Below are 16,600 nucleotides of genomic sequence, written 5' to 3' on the forward strand. Positions count from 1 at the left end.
TGTGAAATTAACTTGGCCTAAAGTTAATGTTTTAAATCAAAAACTTTTTGGCACTTGGTTTGTATAACTTTTAACGTCATCAAAAAATATTAAAATGAGCATAAAAAAGAACATAGCTATTTTTGGTGTGGCACTGGCTACATCAAGTATGTTATTCACCAGCTGTAATACAGTTAAATCCATGAATAACACCCAAAAAGGTGCAGGTATAGGTGCCGTAGGTGGAGCAGGATTAGGTGCGCTTATTGGTAAAAAAGCAGGTAATACGGCTGTGGGAGCCATCATCGGTGGAGCTCTTGGTGGAGTGGCCGGTGGGTTGATTGGAAAGAAAATGGACAAACAGGCCGCAGAAATTGAGCGGACAGTAGACGGTGCGGAAGTCGTACAAGCAGGTGAAGGTATCATTGTCAAATTCGATTCAGGCATCTTATTCGGATTTGACCAAACAGCCTTAAAGCCGGAAGCCCAAACTAACATTAAGAACTTGGTTAAGTCGTTGAACGACAATCCTGATACCGACATTTTGATTATAGGTCACACTGACAACAAAGGAACAGCGGAGTATAATCAGGGACTATCGGAACGTAGGGCTGCCGCTGTAAAAAATTATGCAGTGGCACAAGGATTATCCTCTAGCCGGGCAAAGACAGAAGGAAAAAGCTTTAATGAGCCAATTGCTGATAATAGTACCGAAGCCGGACGCGCGCAGAATCGTCGCGTAGAAATCGTAATTGTTGCTAACGAAAAGATGAAGGAAGAGGCGAAGCAGCAAAGTTCAATGTAGCCTAAAACATTCACTACATACTCAAGAGAGTAAGCGATTTTAAGCTTACTCTTTTTTTGTTTTAAAGGTATGCATAGAAGCTCAGCGCAAAGCTCCTCAGTCGTTCGGGCCTTTATGATCAAGCATAAAGAACAGTTATAAAAATAAACTAATAAAAACCTTTCTTTTTTAAAAGCGAAATTCCTGATGGAATTAGCAAGTGATATTTCAAAATCGGCCTATTCTGTTAACTTTGTATCCAACGATGGGAGGGGATAGAAAATGTCTTCTTACTAAGTCCAAGATTGAACGATAACGAATAAACATATTCCAATGAAACTTTTTTTGTTAGATGGTATGGCTCTGATATACCGGGCTCATTTCGCATTAAGTAAAAGTCCTCGCTTTACCTCTACAGGATTGAATACTTCCGCTATTATGGGCTTTACGAATACTTTATTGGAAGTACTAAAAAAGGAAAACCCATCGCACATGGCGGTCGTGTTTGATACCGAAGCGCCAACAGAGCGTCATACCTCTTTCGAGGCGTATAAAGCCCATCGGGAGGCTATGCCCGAAGATTTGGCAGCGGCTATTCCCTATATTTTTCGATTAATTGAAGGTTTCAATATTCCGGTGATTACCATGGACGGTTTTGAGGCCGATGATATTATTGGGACTTTGGCAAAAAAAGCAGAGCAAGCGGGTTTTGAAGTCTTTTGTATGACGCCTGACAAAGATTATGCACAGCTTGTAAGCGATCATATCAAAATTTACAAGCCTGCCCGTATGGGAAACGGACATGAAATACTGGGCGTAAAGGAAGTGTTAGAGAAGTGGGAAATCGAAAGAGTAGAGCAGGTAATTGATATCTTAGGTCTGTGGGGTGATGCGGTTGATAATATACCCGGCATCCCTGGAGTTGGCGAGAAAACAGCAAAAAAATTGATCCAGGATTTTGGATCGGTTGAGGGAATAATTGCCAATAGCGATCAATTGAAAGGAAAGCTAAAAGAAAATATCGAAACCTATGCTGAACAAGGACTTATTTCAAAAAAGCTGGCAACGATTATCCTCGATGTGCCTGTCGAATTTGAGGCTGAAACCTTGATGATAAGGGAGGCCAATAAAGATTTATTGGAGCCGTTATTTGCGGAATTGGAATTCAGAACATTGGGTAAGCGAGTGTTTGGAGAAGAGTTTAATGTCGTAGACAATAAAGTGTCTGCCGGTGGCCAAATGGATCTCTTCTCATCCGGAGAAAGCGCAACGCCTGCACCGGAAGCAACAATACCGCCTGCTCCGGGAAACCATATCGGCAATACGGAGCATAGTTATACCTTCGTGGATAGCGAGGAAAAACTGAACGAATTGCTGGCACTTTTAGCGAGCCAGAAGTCTTTTTGTTTCGATACGGAAACCACCGGTACCGATGCTAATTGCTGCGAATTAGTTGGACTTAGCTTTTCGGTAGAAAAAGGCCAAGCGTGGTATGTACCCGCATCAGCGGATCAAAAAGAGGCTCATGCATTGGTTCAGCAATTTAAGCCTGTTTTCGAAAACCCTGCGATCGGTAAAATCGGACAAAATCTAAAGTTCGACATATTGGTTTTGAGCTGGTATGATGTGAAGGTTGCAGGTGAGCTTTTTGATACCATGTTGGCTCATTATCTCATTGATCCCGAGACTAGGCATGGAATGGACGTGTTATCGGAAAATTACTTGGGGTATACACCGGTGTCCATTACCACGTTAATCGGCCCAAAAGGCAAAGGGCAATTAAATATGCGCGATGTAGACCCTAAAACGGTTGGCGATTATGCCGCAGAGGATGCGGATATCACTTTACAGCTGAAAGAGATTTTTGAACCCATGCTTATTAAGGTTGAGGCTGATAAGCTGGCACATGAAGTGGAGTTTCCACTTGTACCGGTATTGGTAGATATGGAAAGGGTAGGCGTTCGGATCGATGTGAAGGCACTATCCGACTTCTCCTTGGCGATACAGAATGAAGTCCAAATACTGGAGGCAAGAATTTATGAGAAGGCAGGTGTGCCTTTTAATATTGCTTCCCCTAAACAGTTAGGAGAGGTCTTATTTGATAAATTGCAGCTTGATCCAAAAGCAAAGAAGACAAAGACAGGTCAATATCAAACGGGAGAGGATGTACTCATGGCGCTTGCCAATAAGAGTGACATTGTGCAGGATATACTGGAATATAGGCAGTTACAAAAGCTGCGGTCAACTTATGTTGACGCGCTACCCCAGTTGATCAATACGAAAACCGGACGTGTACATACCTCTTATAACCAGGCGGTGGCCGCAACTGGAAGGTTAAGTTCAAACAACCCCAATCTTCAAAATATCCCGATTCGCACAGAGCGGGGAAGAGAAGTTCGGAAAGCTTTTATTGCACGTGATGACGAGCATGTTATCCTTTCGGCCGACTATTCGCAGATTGAACTTCGCTTAATTGCAGAGATCAGTAAAGATGCCAATATGCTGGATGCTTTTGCAAAGGGCTTGGATATTCACACAGCGACAGCGGCCAAGGTGTATGGCGTAGGTTTGGAGGAAGTTACCGGTAATCAAAGACGGAATGCAAAGGCGGTGAACTTCGGGATTATTTATGGGCAATCGGCATTTGGTCTGTCGCAAAGCTTAGGAATCCCGCGTCGGGAAGCAGCGGATATGATTGAACAATATTTTATTCAGTATCCGGGCATCCGTGATTATATGAATAATACCATCGCCTTTGCTAAAGAGCACGGTTATGTAGAAACGCTGTTAAAACGTCGACGTTACCTGAGAGACATTAATTCGGCTAACGCTACGGTACGAGGTTTTGCAGAGCGAAATGCGATCAATGCCCCTATACAGGGATCGGCCGCCGATTTGATTAAAATTGCGATGATTCACATTCATCAAGATATTCAGCAAGCTAATCTTAAAGGAAAAATGACAATGCAAGTACATGATGAATTGGTGTTTGACGTACCAAGGAATGAGGTTGCAGCGTTTAAGGAAATTATAGAAGCGCGTATGAAGGGAGCTTTAAAAACAGAAGTTCCCATTGTGGTGGAAATTGGTGAAGGGCAAAATTGGCTTGAAGCACACTAGAATGAAAATCAAACAAAAGAAAACGATTTTTAAAATAGGGCTGCTGCTGATCAGCAGTCTATTAATTGGGCCACGCTTAAGGGCGCAAACAGATAGTACGGAAATTAAACCTATCTATTTTGAACAGTTGACGGACGGCACGACGCAGTTCTATTTCGATGAACATTATTTTCTGGTCGATAAATTTTGCCAATTTAAATCCATCGAGCGAGTGGGTAAATATAATATTTCGATCAAAAGCTTCGACGGTCCTTTTACCGATTACAATAACGATGGCAAAGTGATCCTGACAGGGAATTATTTCCAAGGCAAAAAAGAGGGTGTTTTCACGGCCTATTTTGCCAATGGACAGATAAAGTGGACAACTACCTTTAAAAATGGTAAGGCCGAGGGGGTCTCTCGCTATAATTATCCGGATGGCCTGCCGATGCTGGAAATTCTTTATAAAGAGGAGGGAGCTTTTGTCCAAAATTATTGGGATACCAAAAGACGTCAACGCGTGAAAGATGGAAATGGAAAATATGAGTTTTCGGTAAAGGCTGAGGGTTACAACGAATATGGCTACACCTTTACCGACTATCAAGGGAACATTAAATCGGGAAAGCCGGATGGTAATTGGAATATTTTTCTGGTATATCCTAAAAATGAACGCGACTACGCAGGCTATGAGCGATTTGAAGAGGGCGTGTTTAAAGGAGGTTATGATGAAATTACCGGGGTTCCCTATAAGAACGGATCGCGGATACAGATCGGTCCCTCCTTGTTCTTCCTTCAGGCGGAAGGAATGGTCAGCAAGAATTGCACCATAGATGAGAACCAGGATTTTTCTATGTTCATGATGAAGAAACTAGAGGCCGCTTTCGCTATTTATGATTCTCGCGGGTTACTCACCGGACCTGCCAAGCTCGAAATAAAGGCGAGTGTTGACAAAACAGGAAGTCTGCGCGAACTGGAGATCGTTAAGGGCTTAGCGGAGAAAGACGGCGATAAAATCATGGCTAATGCCTTACAGAATATCAGTTATTGGATTCCTTCTTACGGCGAGACTGACTATATCGATGATGTTTTCAATATTACTGTAGACGCAATGGTGGACGAGGAAAGTGGACGGCTCCGCTTTTACAATTTACAAATACAGCGGGAAAAGGGAATATAACGTCAATTAGCTAATGTAATAATTAGCTAATTGATTGATTCTATGCGCAACTTGAGATGCTTGTGCACCTTATCTTTTTTACAAGGTTATCGATTCTCCGATTGCTAGCAAATGAAGGTTTAAACCGGCGGCAGCAAATTTTTGCTTGGCTTCTTCTTCATTGATTTTAATAGGAGGAAAGGTGTTATAGTGTATCCCGATAATATTCTTGCAATTAACAAAACCAGCGGCTTTAATGGCGTCATCCACGCCCATGGTATAATGGTCTCCGATGGGTAAAATGGCCCAATCCAATTGCTCATCCGCTAAGAGCTTCATCTCCAGCGTCAATGCCGTATCGCCTGCAAAATAGATTTTTTTATCGCCACTTTTGATGAGATATCCCGCGGCTACGCCTCCATATTGCTGATCCGGCGTGCCATTGGTATGTAGTGCATACACCATTTTGGCTGTACCAAAAGAGGTTTTTAGGGTACCGCCAAAATTGAACGCAATAATCTTATCTTGGCTAATGCCTTGCCGACCTACCCAGGCAGCCGTTTCTACGATGGCAACGACAGTGGCATCCGAGTTTTTTTGAATGGCCGCTACATCTGCTACATGATCTTCATGTGCGTGGCTGAGCATAATATAGTCAGGCTTCAGCGTATTGATGTCTATATGTTTTGCTTGTTCATTTGGTGTAATAAAAGGATCGAACAATACATTGGCGCCAGCTAGCTCCAAGGCAATCGTGGCATGTCCATAAAATGTTGCTTTCATGTGTTAAAAGTAAAAAGTTAAAAGTAAACCTGCCTGCGGTAGGCAGGAAGTAAAAAAGCCTGCCTTTTGTAAAACTGCTCATTACCCGTTATGAGTTGATAGTCATAATTCTTAAAGCGTATAACTTACCACCCATAAGACAAACTATTGACCAAACATACCACCCAAGCCTCCCAACATGTCTTTGGTTGCGGCTTGCATTTCGGTCTGGCTTACATTTTCAGCTTGCTGAAGAGTTTTGTTGATAGCCACCACTAATAACTCTTCCACTTCCTCCAAATCAGCACCTTCGTGGAACGTTGGGTCTATTGTAATCGATTTAATTTCTTTATTGGCGGTTGCAATTACTTTAATCGCTCCTCCCTCCACTTCACCTGACACACTTATTGTGTCGAGGCGTTTTTTAATTTCTTCGGCCTTTTGCTGTGCCTGAAACAATTTATCGAACATATTCTTTTATATTTAGTTGTCTGTTAAAACGTTAAGTAGTTGAGTCGTTAAGTTCCTACTCAACTACTCAACCATTTCCCCACTCAACTAGTCCCTATTCTCCAACATAATCTCCACTACCGTTATAAGCGCCTTGCCTAATAACGGGCATATCCAATATTTTAAATAGATCGTCTAAATGTGTAAGACTTCCGTTCGCCATATTACTTAACAAAACAATGGTAACATCGTTTTTCAAATCTCTAACATATAAGTTTTTAAAACCATGCCACCAACCTGTATGGTATACAACATGCTCCTTTCCTTGCTCAAAGGTACGCCAACCAAAGCCATAATTAAACACACCTTTGATGGACTTTTTGTTATGTGGTGCGTAAGCAGAGTCTTGCCAACTTTGATTGATTAATCGCCCTTCACGCATAGCACGATCAAAAAGAAATAAATCTTCCACGGTGCTATAAATTCCCTTATCGCCCACGGGGCCGTCGTGAAAATTTTGAACAACAGACCTCCGCCAAACCTTGTCATGGCCGACAACATCGGTAGGTATTTTTTCATAATCAGCTTTAGAGTAAACATGCGTATTCTTCATTCCCGCGGGTCTAAAGATATTCTCTTGCATAAATACCGTAAATGATTGACCGCTTACCTTTTCTATAATTGCCCCCAGTATCATAAAGTTGGAGTTGTTGTAATGAAACCGAGTGTCGGGTTTGGCATAGGGTGCCGGCTTACGCTCAGCAAGAATCTTCATAACGTCCATGTTGGTCATCCCTTTTTTCTTGTCGGGCCATAGGTCATCCGTAAAATAAACATAATTGATCAAGCCCGATCGATGCGTTAGTAGCATCCGGACGGTAATGCCTTCATAGGGGAAGTCGGGGAAAAACTCCTTCACTTGCTGGTCGAGCTTTAATTTACCCTCTTGTACCAATAGTAAAATACCGGTAGCAGTTAATGGTTTAGAAACCGAAGCCAATTCAAACTGAGAACGAATCTTCAAGCTGTCCTTACGCAGATAATCAGCCCAACCAAATGCATTTTCGTAAATAATCTTTCCTTTTTTTGCTATCAGTACATTGCCATTAAACGCCGATTTCTTATGAAGTTTCTGCATAAAAGCATCTACCTCTTTATTTGCATCCCGAGGGTGGTATATGAGCTTGATACTATCGGTAATTGCTTGTTCTTTGGCTTGCTGCGCCTTTTTTTCTTCAGCAGAATTGCAAGCGGCGAATATAATAAAGGAAAGGAGTGAAAATAGTAATAATCGTCTCAACACGTAATGAATTTGCTATTAAAAGTACAACATCATAGGAATGGCGAAATTGATAAAATATTGTGTTAATTGCTAATTTAATGAAATTTTTACACAGCCTGTATGCATAATGTAATAAGAAATAGGAAAAATAAAAACAATTAGCGCGCAAATATGGTCAAGTGTATAAGTTTTATAACTTTGTAAGGATAAATCAACGTGGCCACAAGCCCATGTTGATGATGGAATAACAATATCATAACGTATAAACATGTCATATAGAATTGAACGCGATACAATGGGCGAGGTGAAGGTGCCTGCCGATAAGTATTGGGGAGCCCAAACTGAAAGATCCCACGAGAATTTTAAAATTGGTCCGGAAGGTTCGATGCCTAAAGAAATCATCCGCGCTTTTGCTTACTTAAAGAAAGCCGCAGCTTTTACCAATACAGATGCAGGCGTGTTACCGGCAGAAAAGCGGGATTTAATAGCGCAGGTTTGTGATGAGATACTTGAAGGAAAACACGACGGTGAATTTCCTTTGGTAATTTGGCAAACCGGTTCCGGGACACAATCCAATATGAACGTGAATGAAGTGATTGCCAACCGTTCACACGTTATTCAGGGAAATAAATTGGGAGAAGGAAAAACTTTTATCCATCCGAATGATGATGTAAACAAGTCGCAATCGTCGAATGATACCTATCCGACAGCGATGCATATCGCAGCTTATAAGATGTTGGTGGAAACTACTATTCCAGGCGTTGAAAAACTTAGGGATACACTGAAAGAGAAGTCTGATAAATTTAAAGATGTTGTAAAAATTGGCCGTACCCACTTAATGGATGCTACACCTTTAACGCTGGGCCAAGAATTTTCAGGCTATGTAGCCCAACTAAATTACGGATTAAAAGCTTTAAATAATACACTTTCGCACCTTTCTGAGCTGGCATTGGGCGGTACAGCGGTAGGTACCGGGATTAATACACCGAAAGGGTATGATGTCAATGTTGCCAAATACATTGCGGAATTTACGCAATTACCCTTCCGTACCGCTGAAAATAAATTTGAAGCGCTGGCTGCTCATGATGCCATTGTTGAAAGTCACGGCGCATTAAAGCAACTGGCGGTATCCCTTATGAAGATTGCAAATGACGTCCGTATGCTAGCTTCCGGGCCGCGTTCGGGCATCGGAGAGATCTTTATTCCGGAGAACGAGCCCGGCTCATCTATTATGCCAGGTAAAGTGAACCCTACCCAGTGCGAGGCCCTAACGATGGTCGCTGCACAGGTAATGGGAAATGACGTAGCCATTACCATAGGAGGTGCTAATGGCCATTATGAGCTAAATGTCTTTAAGCCTTTAATGGCTGCCAATTTCCTCCAGTCGGCGAGATTAATTGGTGAAGCTTGCGTTTCCTTTAATGATCACTGTGCGATCGGCATTGAGCCGAACTATGATGGTATTAAAAAACATGTGGAAAATTCACTCATGCTGGTTACGGCCCTGAATCCGCATATCGGTTATGAGAACGCTGCCAAAATTGCGAAGAAGGCCCATAAAGAGAATAAGTCGCTGCGCGAAGCGGCCTTAGAACTCGAGCTACTTACCAATGAGCAATTTGATCAATGGGTGCGCCCCGAAGATATGATCGGTGGTTTGAAATAGGGGTTCTAAAGGATAATGAGGACTCGGAATCATTATTTAATATTTAAAAGCACATACCTTACGCTTGTAGGTATGTGCTTATTGCTTTGTTCTGCCTGCAAGTTTAATCCGAATATACAGGGAGAGGGTGAGCCCTATTTACAAGGGGTGTGGGTGCAAGACTCCATAGCCCACCAAGATCAGCTATTGACCTACAGTTTATATCGTCTTAAGTTTACTTGTGACTCGGTCTATATTACCTTAAAAACCTTTAGCAAGGTAAGAACGGTAGTTGATTCTTGTTACGGCGATGGACAGTGGGAAGAATACGCTAGGGGAGTGTATCTGGTTAGAAATGATAGCTTATTGATAGAATCTACATTTACCCGAAGTAACTGGCGTCAGAAATTATCGGGCTGCCATCGTATCGGTCAATTTTTGCCCCGGTTTAAGTTAGTAAAACATACGGCCGACTCGCTTTACCTCGAAAGCCAATACTATCAAACACCGGTTAATCTGAGGAAAATTGAGCACATTACCTGTGTGCCCAAACCTCTTTGATATTAAACATTTTAGATTTTTTGCTCGTTTTTTTATGAGAATGTTAGCTCAACGGTTCCTGCTTGGAACAGCTATTCTTTGCCTCTCGTCTCTCAATATAATCGCACAGGAGAAGAAGCCCGGACTCTATCAAAGGTTCATGAACGGCAAATTGATGCAGAGTAAACTGGTCCAGAAATTCATCTCGTCAGAAAAAGATTCTACGCGATCAGCTGGTTTTGTGGTGTTGCCTTTATTGGGATATGCACCGGAAACCGGCCTAGAGTATGGACTTTCCGGTATTTACAACTTCTATATTGATAAAAGCGATACGCTCATCCGAACGTCCAGCATTGTATTGCAGGGGTCGTTAACCACAAAAAAGCAATCGAATCTTAAATTGACATCCGATATATGGACAAAAGGCAATGATTATCATATCATTTCAGAGATAAGGTATAAGGATTTTCCATTCAATTTTTATGGAATTGGTGATCAAACTCGAAAAGCGGATAAAGACTCCTTGGTTCAACGATTGTTTAGGCTCAGGTTGGAAGGGGAAAAGAAGATTGTTAAAAATTATTATGTGGGTCTCGGCTTGATTTACGAGAACTATGAATATAATGACGAGGCTCCCGGTGGTATTTACGACTGGACACCACTGTATGGTAAAGAAGGTGGAAAATACCTGGCCTTTGGAATCTCGCAGTTGTATGATAGCCGTAACACAAATATCTACACTACCAAGGGCTACTATGCGCGGGCAGTCTATCATTATATGCCTGATTTCTGGGGAGGGAATAACTTTGAGGGAAGTCGCTTGGATTTCGACTTACGTGCCTTCTTTCCGTTAACACCGAAGTTAACGCTTGGCCTACATGCCACCTACGATGAATACTTCGGCAATGTGCCATTCTATTTATTTCCGCAGCTAGGAAGTGATGAAGTCATGCGAGGGTATTATCCAGGTAGATATCGAGACAAGACATTGATGACCTCGCAGGCAGAGTTGCGCTATCGCGTTCATCCACGTATTGGTTTTACGGCCTTTATGGGAGCTGGGACGGTCTACAATAAAAAGATAGACTTTTCATCTTTGAAGCCCTCTTTCGGTGGTGGTTTGCGCTACTTCTTTGATCTGGAACATAATTCGAGCATCCGGATTGATTACGGTATAGGCGAAAAACGTCCCGGAGAGCCGAGGCAATCAGCCTTTTATTTATCGCTCGGCGAAGCGTTTTAGAGTGATCGGCTATCAGCAATCGGTAATCAGCTAAAAATAAAGCTGATAACTCATTTCCGAAAACTGATGGCCTACTAGTAACTAATCTTAAAATGTTCTTTTTCCTGGCCTTTTTTGAAGAAAACCAAGCCAATGAAAAATAGGTCGATTGTTAAGGTTACCTGTGGGTGGTTTTTGATTTCCCGCCAAGCCTCTTTCATGCCATCACTCCAATAAATGTCGTCAAAGATCAGTACAGTCTGTTCATGAACTTTAGGTAGGCAATGATAAAAATAATTTAAAGTCGCCTCCTTCCGATGATTACCATCTAAAAAGAGAAAGTCAATTTTTTCCTGCTCTTGAATAAGCTGCGGTAGGATTATATCAAAGTTTCCTATTTTCAGTTGGACCTGCGACGCACCAAGCTCATCGAGGGTTTGCCGGGCAACAGCCGCAGTCTCCGGGCAACCCTCTACTGTTGTGATGGAGGCATTAGGATTAGCCTTGGCTAGGTAGGCAGTGGTGATTCCCAGGCAAGTGCCTAATTCTATAATGGTTACCGGTGCAAAGCGGTTGGCTAATCGAGCAATAAGCTGTGCAACCCGTTTTGGCTTCAAGGCATTCTTCGCAATCAAACCTACGGCCTTTTGTTTTCCATTATTCATCATCGAACCGGCACCATAGTCGGTTACCGTGATAATTCGTGTGTCCTTCTTTAGCGCTTGCCGCTTTCTTTCGATTTCTTCTTCGTAAGGTTTAGTTGAAAAATCATATATAACCTCATCAACAAGTTTATAAACAAATGGCGAATGCACACCATGGCGTGTTTTAGCGGAGAATTTGTGTATTAGATAATCAATGAAGAAACGGTAGTTTGCCATATACGGCAGCAAAGATAAAGCTTTTATATTTGTTCTTTTCTCTTTGAAAAAAAAGGAACTTTTTTCTTAATCAGCTTTTTCTTGATAAAAAGCTGACCAAAACCGAAGAACGAAGTGATGAGTTCATGAACACTTTTGAAAGTAAACAAGAGTGAATAAATCAAGGCTTGTGTAGGCTACCCTGCATCTGATGGCAAAGCATCGCTGGCGCGTATTGGAGCCGTTTCACTTCCTCAATCCGCTTGGATATTGCCGTATGAACAGACATGCAAATGCTTTGCGGCTCGTTGCGTCGGTATCCTCCAAGGCCGTTTTGCCAGTGCACAGGGCTATATTTAGGGCTGAAGAAATAATACGTCCGGTTAAAAGTAAAAGCCCAACGTTCTGCTAAAGTATCGCCTAGGAAATTTGCGGTTTGCATGTTGATGCACCACCGTTGTAGCAAAGTTCCAAGCGAGGAGTTTTTTGTTTCTTTTTTGCGGAAAAAAAGAAAAACAAAAAGGTTCCTTTAATATAAGCACTATCCCGCGGTAAATGCTCTGTTTTAAGAATAGATGGATAAACTTTTTTATAAAAGAAAGTTTATCTAAGTTTGCTATACTATTTTTGTTTGCAGCTGTGCAATTTTCTGCCTTGTTGCCGTTATATAGTAAAATACCGAAGCCGGAAATGATGAAGGACATTGTTTTCGATTTCCAAGAAAAAATGTACTCGATGCAAATGAACCGTATATTCGCGCTAAGCCTGATTATCCTCTGCCTGTGGACTTCCTGTAAGCGGGCAGATGACGAGCCATTGTATCCGCCAACGCCAATTTCCAGGTTATATATATCGTTTTCGGATATCGCAAATTCGGACACGCAGGTTTATCAAAATGTTGTTGTGTTCGATCCGGCAGACAGCACAGATTATTTTCCAACAGGAAATGGGTACAATACGTCCCCCAATCAAGGTATGGGCATAACGTTCAGTCCAGATTTGAGGCAGGTATTCCAAGTGAGTAGATTAGATTATAGCGTTAGGTATTTAACAGTAAGTGAAACAGGAGCCGTTAGCACCTCCAGTCGTTCCTTCGTAGATTCAGTAAGGGCCCGAAGCTTCAGGTCGATTCGATATAATAAATTATCCGACCAATTATTTATTACAAATGACGATCCGGCAACACCCGCTAATGCATCGCTTAATATCTACAACAATCCCTCCCGGCTAGTCGGTCAGCAAAATCCCCGAAAAAACATTCGCTTAACTCGAAGGCCGTGGGGTATTGCAATGACAGGGACAAAAACGGACACCGATTCGCTTTTGCTTTTAAGCACCTTAACTGCTGGAGAAGTATGGGCCTTTAATCTTGCTGGGATCTCCACAGGAGACAGCGTATCCACAGGAACCCCTAATCATAGACTGACTATTAGTGGAGCAAATGATTTGCGAGGCATAGCATATGCCCCCAATTCCGATATTCTATTTTTAACTGATTTAGGCGCAACTACAGGGACTGCCACCGATGGCATAATCTATGTAATTGAAAATGCCAAACAAACCATTAGGTCAGGTGGCTCAATTACACCATCCCGAATTATAACAGGATCAAACACGAATTTAGCTGATCCAATTGATATCGCTGTTTCTGATGATTCCACTCGAAAACAGTATATTTATGTGGCCGATAGAGCGAACAAAACTGTTATGCGGTTTAATTTCGATGCAAATGGTAATGTATCTCCAAATAAAAACACGGTAACCAGACTATCGCTAACACCTGAGTTTATATACCTCGATGCAAGGTAAAGCTAGGTTCTCCACGTGCATGTATTAGATCTCAGCTGTGATTAAACAGGCAAGGAATATTGTAGGTGTGCATCTTGCCGTTTTAGTGGAAGGGTTTGGGAGTAACGCCGGAGTTTATCAAAAATTTTAAGGAAGACAGGATAATATACAACATCCAAGCAATAATAACCACCTATACGATTCCTCGTCGCAACACTACAAGTCAAAGATTAAGAACGAATTTCCAGAGAAAGTTATGGAGTTATTTGAACGTTTTCTCGAAGAAGACCGTGCTAAAACCGAATCTATTGCCCAGTTAAGTAAGGCGGTGTTGGATTTAGCGGAGGAAGTGAAGAAATTAAAGAAGGGGTACGACTTTGGCCATTTAATTTTTTTGCTCCCAGATCTTCAATTTGCTGTATTTACTTATCTGATCAAAATCTCGATCGGTATGAACTAGGGGAACTGAAAAGGAAACAGCATAATAGGCAATTAGGCAATCGTTGCTCTTACGTATGGTCACTCCTTTTTTGCGTAGAGATCGAGATAGGTCTGCTGCACCAATGGCTGCTCGTCGTGGAGGCAATTCCAATAAAGTAAAATAGGATAGGGTTTCCTTTATTTCTGTATAAGTTGAATCCTCACGTATTCCTTGGAGGATTTCCTGAACAATGGTGGGTGTGAGTAACACCTCACGATCCGTTTCTATATATTCTTGCAATAATAAAGCTTGGGGTGTGTTATTTTTGTTGAGGAAGTCAACCCATACCGACGTATCAAAAAGCAAAGAATCCCTCATAGATTACGCATCTGGTCGAGATCTCCTTCCCAAGTGCCCTTCTTTCTCAACGCTATAATGCTTTTTCGTTTCAGAGAGGCAATATATTGCTTTAATGCTTCATGAACGACTTCTTTCTTTGTCCTTAGTTTACTTATTTGAAGCGCCTGTTGAATGAGGTTTTCGTCTAGCTCTATATTAGTTCTCATTTCTGTAATTTTTACTATGTGTAAAGATAATAAAATTTATACACATTGCGGCTAGTTTAAAAGGCTTTGACCCGAACTGTGTGATTTATCTATTTTTCTATGTTTTAATGCCCTATTTGTTACAAAAACTCTTAACATTTTCATAACGAGGATGTAAATACCCATTATGAAAATTGAAATGCTTGTACGACAGGCGTTTTAAATTTGATAAAAATTCAATAAAACCATTGTTTTATTGCGCTTATGCTTGCTTTTGCTTATGGTAGCTGCTAAATTTGTGATAGCAAAAATGGAGGATATGGAAGTAAATTTACGTCGATTATCTGTTTTTACCGCGGATCTACAGCTGATCTTGGGCAAGAGCATGCGTACATGCCAACGCCATATGCAGTTGATCCGCGACATGTATGCTTTGGAAAAGCAGCAGCCCGTTACGGTATATCATGTTGCAGAATACCTCGATACGCCTGTATCAAAAATAGCTGCCTTTCTGAAGATTAACCGGAATTGAATGGATAGATGAGCAATGGGATTGCTCCGATGTAAAAAGATTTCTTGGTAAGCCGCGGCAATTGCCCGCGGCTTTTTTGTTTGCGGCACACCTAAGGTCTAGAAAGTCTTAATAACTGTCAGTAAGACTGAGATAAACACAATTAAGTTTAAGACAAACGCAAATAAGTTCGAGATAAACATGTTTAAGTCTATCCTTAACACGTATTAGTTTGTTATGAAGGTAGAAGCGTTTGAAGTAAATACAAACAATATGAAGGTAATTTTAAGATAAGTTGAGACACTTTTGATCAAGCTTGCTTTAACCTTGCTCATCTCTGCTATAAACTTAACTAAAGAAATAGCAAACTTGTTTACGTTTGCAATAACAATGAACAATGTTGTTATAAACTAGACCAAGTTTGTCGTAATCTTAATCAAGTTTGAATTAAACACAAACAAGATTACCCCATAATTGGTTAAAATTGTTCTAACGTTGTTCACAGTTGTGACAAAGTTCTATAACGTTCTGTCAGACCTTTCTAAGTTTATATTAACAACGATCAAGATTGTATTAAATCTATATGGATTTGGAATAAATTTAGTCAATAGAGCGTTCGATTTGGTCATCCTTAAACGTACTTTTCCTCCTCTTTTATCGGACAAAAGCGTCAAAAAACGACAAAAACGCCATATGCGTCATTTTCGGACATGGCTTTTTTTGATTCTACTCAATTTTGTTTTGTTCATCAGCGGTTGATGGACTTATACAAATATAAGTAGATGATAACAAAGAGAAAACATCCGTCCAAGCCAACGTAAATGTGCAATAGGCGATAGGCTTTAAGTAATAGGCCATCCCTTCGGGAGACAAGCTTTTTACTTTTTATTTTTTAATTTTTAATTTTTTAAATATGCAAAATAGATACATCGCTATAGGATTTAGTAATATCGCAGACGACGCCATGGCAACTTTAGGAACAACCGTCATTACCGCCATGACGGACAATCCAAATTTCGAAACGCCCGTTCCGGCGTTGACAGATATACAGTTACTCCTTGATGATTATCGGCTCAAACTGGCGGCTACCCGGAAGGGTAGTCCTTTGAACACCAGTGAAAAAAATGTGAGTCGCCAGGCACTCGAGAAAGGGCTCAGGCAATTGGCGTTCTATGTGGATGCTGTTGCAGACGGGGCCTTACATGTTATTTTAAGTTCCGGTTTTCCCGTAAAGCCGCTTCGGTCCTCGTTGATTGCTCCCGCCATACCGGAACATCTTCGTCTGAGCGATACCGCACAGAGCGGACAAATTCGCTTCGATTTTAACCCGGTTAAAAAAGCCTGGGAGTACGAATACTGCTATGCTACCGAAGTAGACGATAATGGAAACATATTATGGGGCGACATCTTATCTACTACTTCGTCTCGTAACAACATTATCGCTCCGCTGATTCCCGGTGTTGTTTGCCGCGTACGCGTGCGTGCCCGTAATGGAAAAGGTGTAAGTGATTGGAGTGAAGCCGTTAGCTTAATGGCGAGATAATACCAAGCAAGGG

At 41.5% G+C, this 16,600-nt stretch carries 15 protein-coding genes; 9 read left to right on the forward strand and 6 right to left on the reverse strand.

The window, feature by feature from the left end; genetic code table 11:
* Positions 1–94 precede the first annotated feature (94 nt).
* The 3 genes from ACH11B_RS07895 (at position 95) to ACH11B_RS07905 (ending at position 5,039) form a co-directional block, all read left to right on the forward strand.
* Entirely contained in the window at positions 95–784 is a 690-nt protein-coding gene (locus ACH11B_RS07895) for an OmpA family protein (protein ID WP_013664806.1), read from the forward strand.
* Positions 785–1,096: 312 nt separating this feature from the next.
* Positions 1,097–3,883, forward strand: coding sequence for a DNA polymerase I (gene polA / locus ACH11B_RS07900; protein WP_377613215.1), 2,787 nt, complete (start codon positions 1,097–1,099; stop codon positions 3,881–3,883).
* 1 nt (position 3,884) lies between these two features.
* Entirely contained in the window at positions 3,885–5,039 is a 1,155-nt protein-coding gene (locus ACH11B_RS07905; protein WP_377613216.1) for a toxin-antitoxin system YwqK family antitoxin, read from the forward strand.
* A 78-nt stretch (positions 5,040–5,117) separates the two neighbouring features.
* Here ACH11B_RS07905 and ACH11B_RS07910 read toward each other — a convergent pair whose 3' ends face one another.
* From ACH11B_RS07910 to ACH11B_RS07920, 3 genes are all read right to left on the reverse strand, one after another.
* Entirely contained in the window at positions 5,118–5,801 is a 684-nt protein-coding gene (locus tag ACH11B_RS07910; protein WP_377613217.1) for a metal-dependent hydrolase, read from the reverse strand.
* A 144-nt stretch (positions 5,802–5,945) separates the two neighbouring features.
* On the reverse strand, positions 5,946–6,251 hold the full coding sequence (locus ACH11B_RS07915; RefSeq protein WP_377613218.1) for a YbaB/EbfC family nucleoid-associated protein: 306 nt from the start codon (positions 6,249–6,251) through the stop codon (positions 5,946–5,948).
* A 94-nt stretch (positions 6,252–6,345) separates the two neighbouring features.
* Positions 6,346–7,533 (reverse strand): serine hydrolase, encoded by a 1,188-nt coding sequence (locus ACH11B_RS07920; protein WP_013664811.1) that lies wholly within the window; start codon positions 7,531–7,533, stop codon positions 6,346–6,348.
* A 247-nt stretch (positions 7,534–7,780) separates the two neighbouring features.
* Here ACH11B_RS07920 and fumC point away from each other — a divergent pair, with 247 nt between their 5' ends.
* From fumC to ACH11B_RS07935, 3 genes are all read left to right on the forward strand, one after another.
* Positions 7,781–9,178, forward strand: coding sequence for a class II fumarate hydratase (gene fumC / locus ACH11B_RS07925; RefSeq protein WP_013664812.1), 1,398 nt, complete (start codon positions 7,781–7,783; stop codon positions 9,176–9,178).
* Positions 9,179–9,250: 72 nt separating this feature from the next.
* Positions 9,251–9,718 (forward strand): fumarate hydratase, encoded by a 468-nt coding sequence (locus ACH11B_RS07930; protein ID WP_149105161.1) that lies wholly within the window; start codon positions 9,251–9,253, stop codon positions 9,716–9,718.
* Positions 9,719–9,752: 34 nt separating this feature from the next.
* The gene (locus ACH11B_RS07935; RefSeq protein ID WP_013664814.1) at positions 9,753–10,940 is read left to right on the forward strand and encodes a BamA/TamA family outer membrane protein; all 1,188 of its coding nucleotides are present in this window, start codon (positions 9,753–9,755) and stop codon (positions 10,938–10,940) included.
* A gap of 74 nt (positions 10,941–11,014) precedes the next feature.
* Here the strand turns inward: ACH11B_RS07935 and ACH11B_RS07940 are convergent, their stop codons facing one another.
* Complete coding sequence (locus ACH11B_RS07940) at positions 11,015–11,800, reverse strand: O-methyltransferase (RefSeq protein WP_377613219.1); 786 nt, start codon at positions 11,798–11,800, stop codon at positions 11,015–11,017.
* Between the two features lie 669 nt (positions 11,801–12,469).
* Between ACH11B_RS07940 and ACH11B_RS07945 the strand changes: the two genes are divergently transcribed.
* Positions 12,470–13,588, forward strand: a complete 1,119-nt coding sequence (locus ACH11B_RS07945) for a hypothetical protein (RefSeq protein WP_377613220.1) — start codon at positions 12,470–12,472, stop codon at positions 13,586–13,588.
* Between the two features lie 364 nt (positions 13,589–13,952).
* Here ACH11B_RS07945 and ACH11B_RS07950 read toward each other — a convergent pair whose 3' ends face one another.
* Both ACH11B_RS07950 and ACH11B_RS07955 read right to left on the reverse strand, forming a co-directional pair.
* The gene (locus tag ACH11B_RS07950) at positions 13,953–14,366 is read right to left on the reverse strand and encodes a PIN domain nuclease (RefSeq protein WP_377613221.1); all 414 of its coding nucleotides are present in this window, start codon (positions 14,364–14,366) and stop codon (positions 13,953–13,955) included.
* A complete protein-coding gene (locus ACH11B_RS07955) occupies positions 14,363–14,554 on the reverse strand; it encodes a type II toxin-antitoxin system VapB family antitoxin (RefSeq protein WP_377613222.1) in 192 nt (63 codons plus the stop codon). Before ACH11B_RS07955 ends, ACH11B_RS07950 begins: the two co-directional genes overlap by 4 nt.
* Positions 14,555–14,852: 298 nt before the next feature.
* Between ACH11B_RS07955 and ACH11B_RS07960 the strand changes: the two genes are divergently transcribed.
* Positions 14,853–15,065, forward strand: coding sequence for a hypothetical protein (locus ACH11B_RS07960; protein ID WP_130854502.1), 213 nt, complete (start codon positions 14,853–14,855; stop codon positions 15,063–15,065).
* An 892-nt stretch (positions 15,066–15,957) separates the two neighbouring features.
* A complete protein-coding gene (locus tag ACH11B_RS07965) occupies positions 15,958–16,587 on the forward strand; it encodes a hypothetical protein (protein WP_377613223.1) in 630 nt (209 codons plus the stop codon).
* The last annotated feature ends 13 nt before the right edge of the window (positions 16,588–16,600 follow it).

This window comes from Olivibacter sp. EAT-5, from assembly GCF_044784325.1.
GTDB lineage: Bacteria > Bacteroidota > Bacteroidia > Sphingobacteriales > Sphingobacteriaceae > Olivibacter > Olivibacter oleidegradans.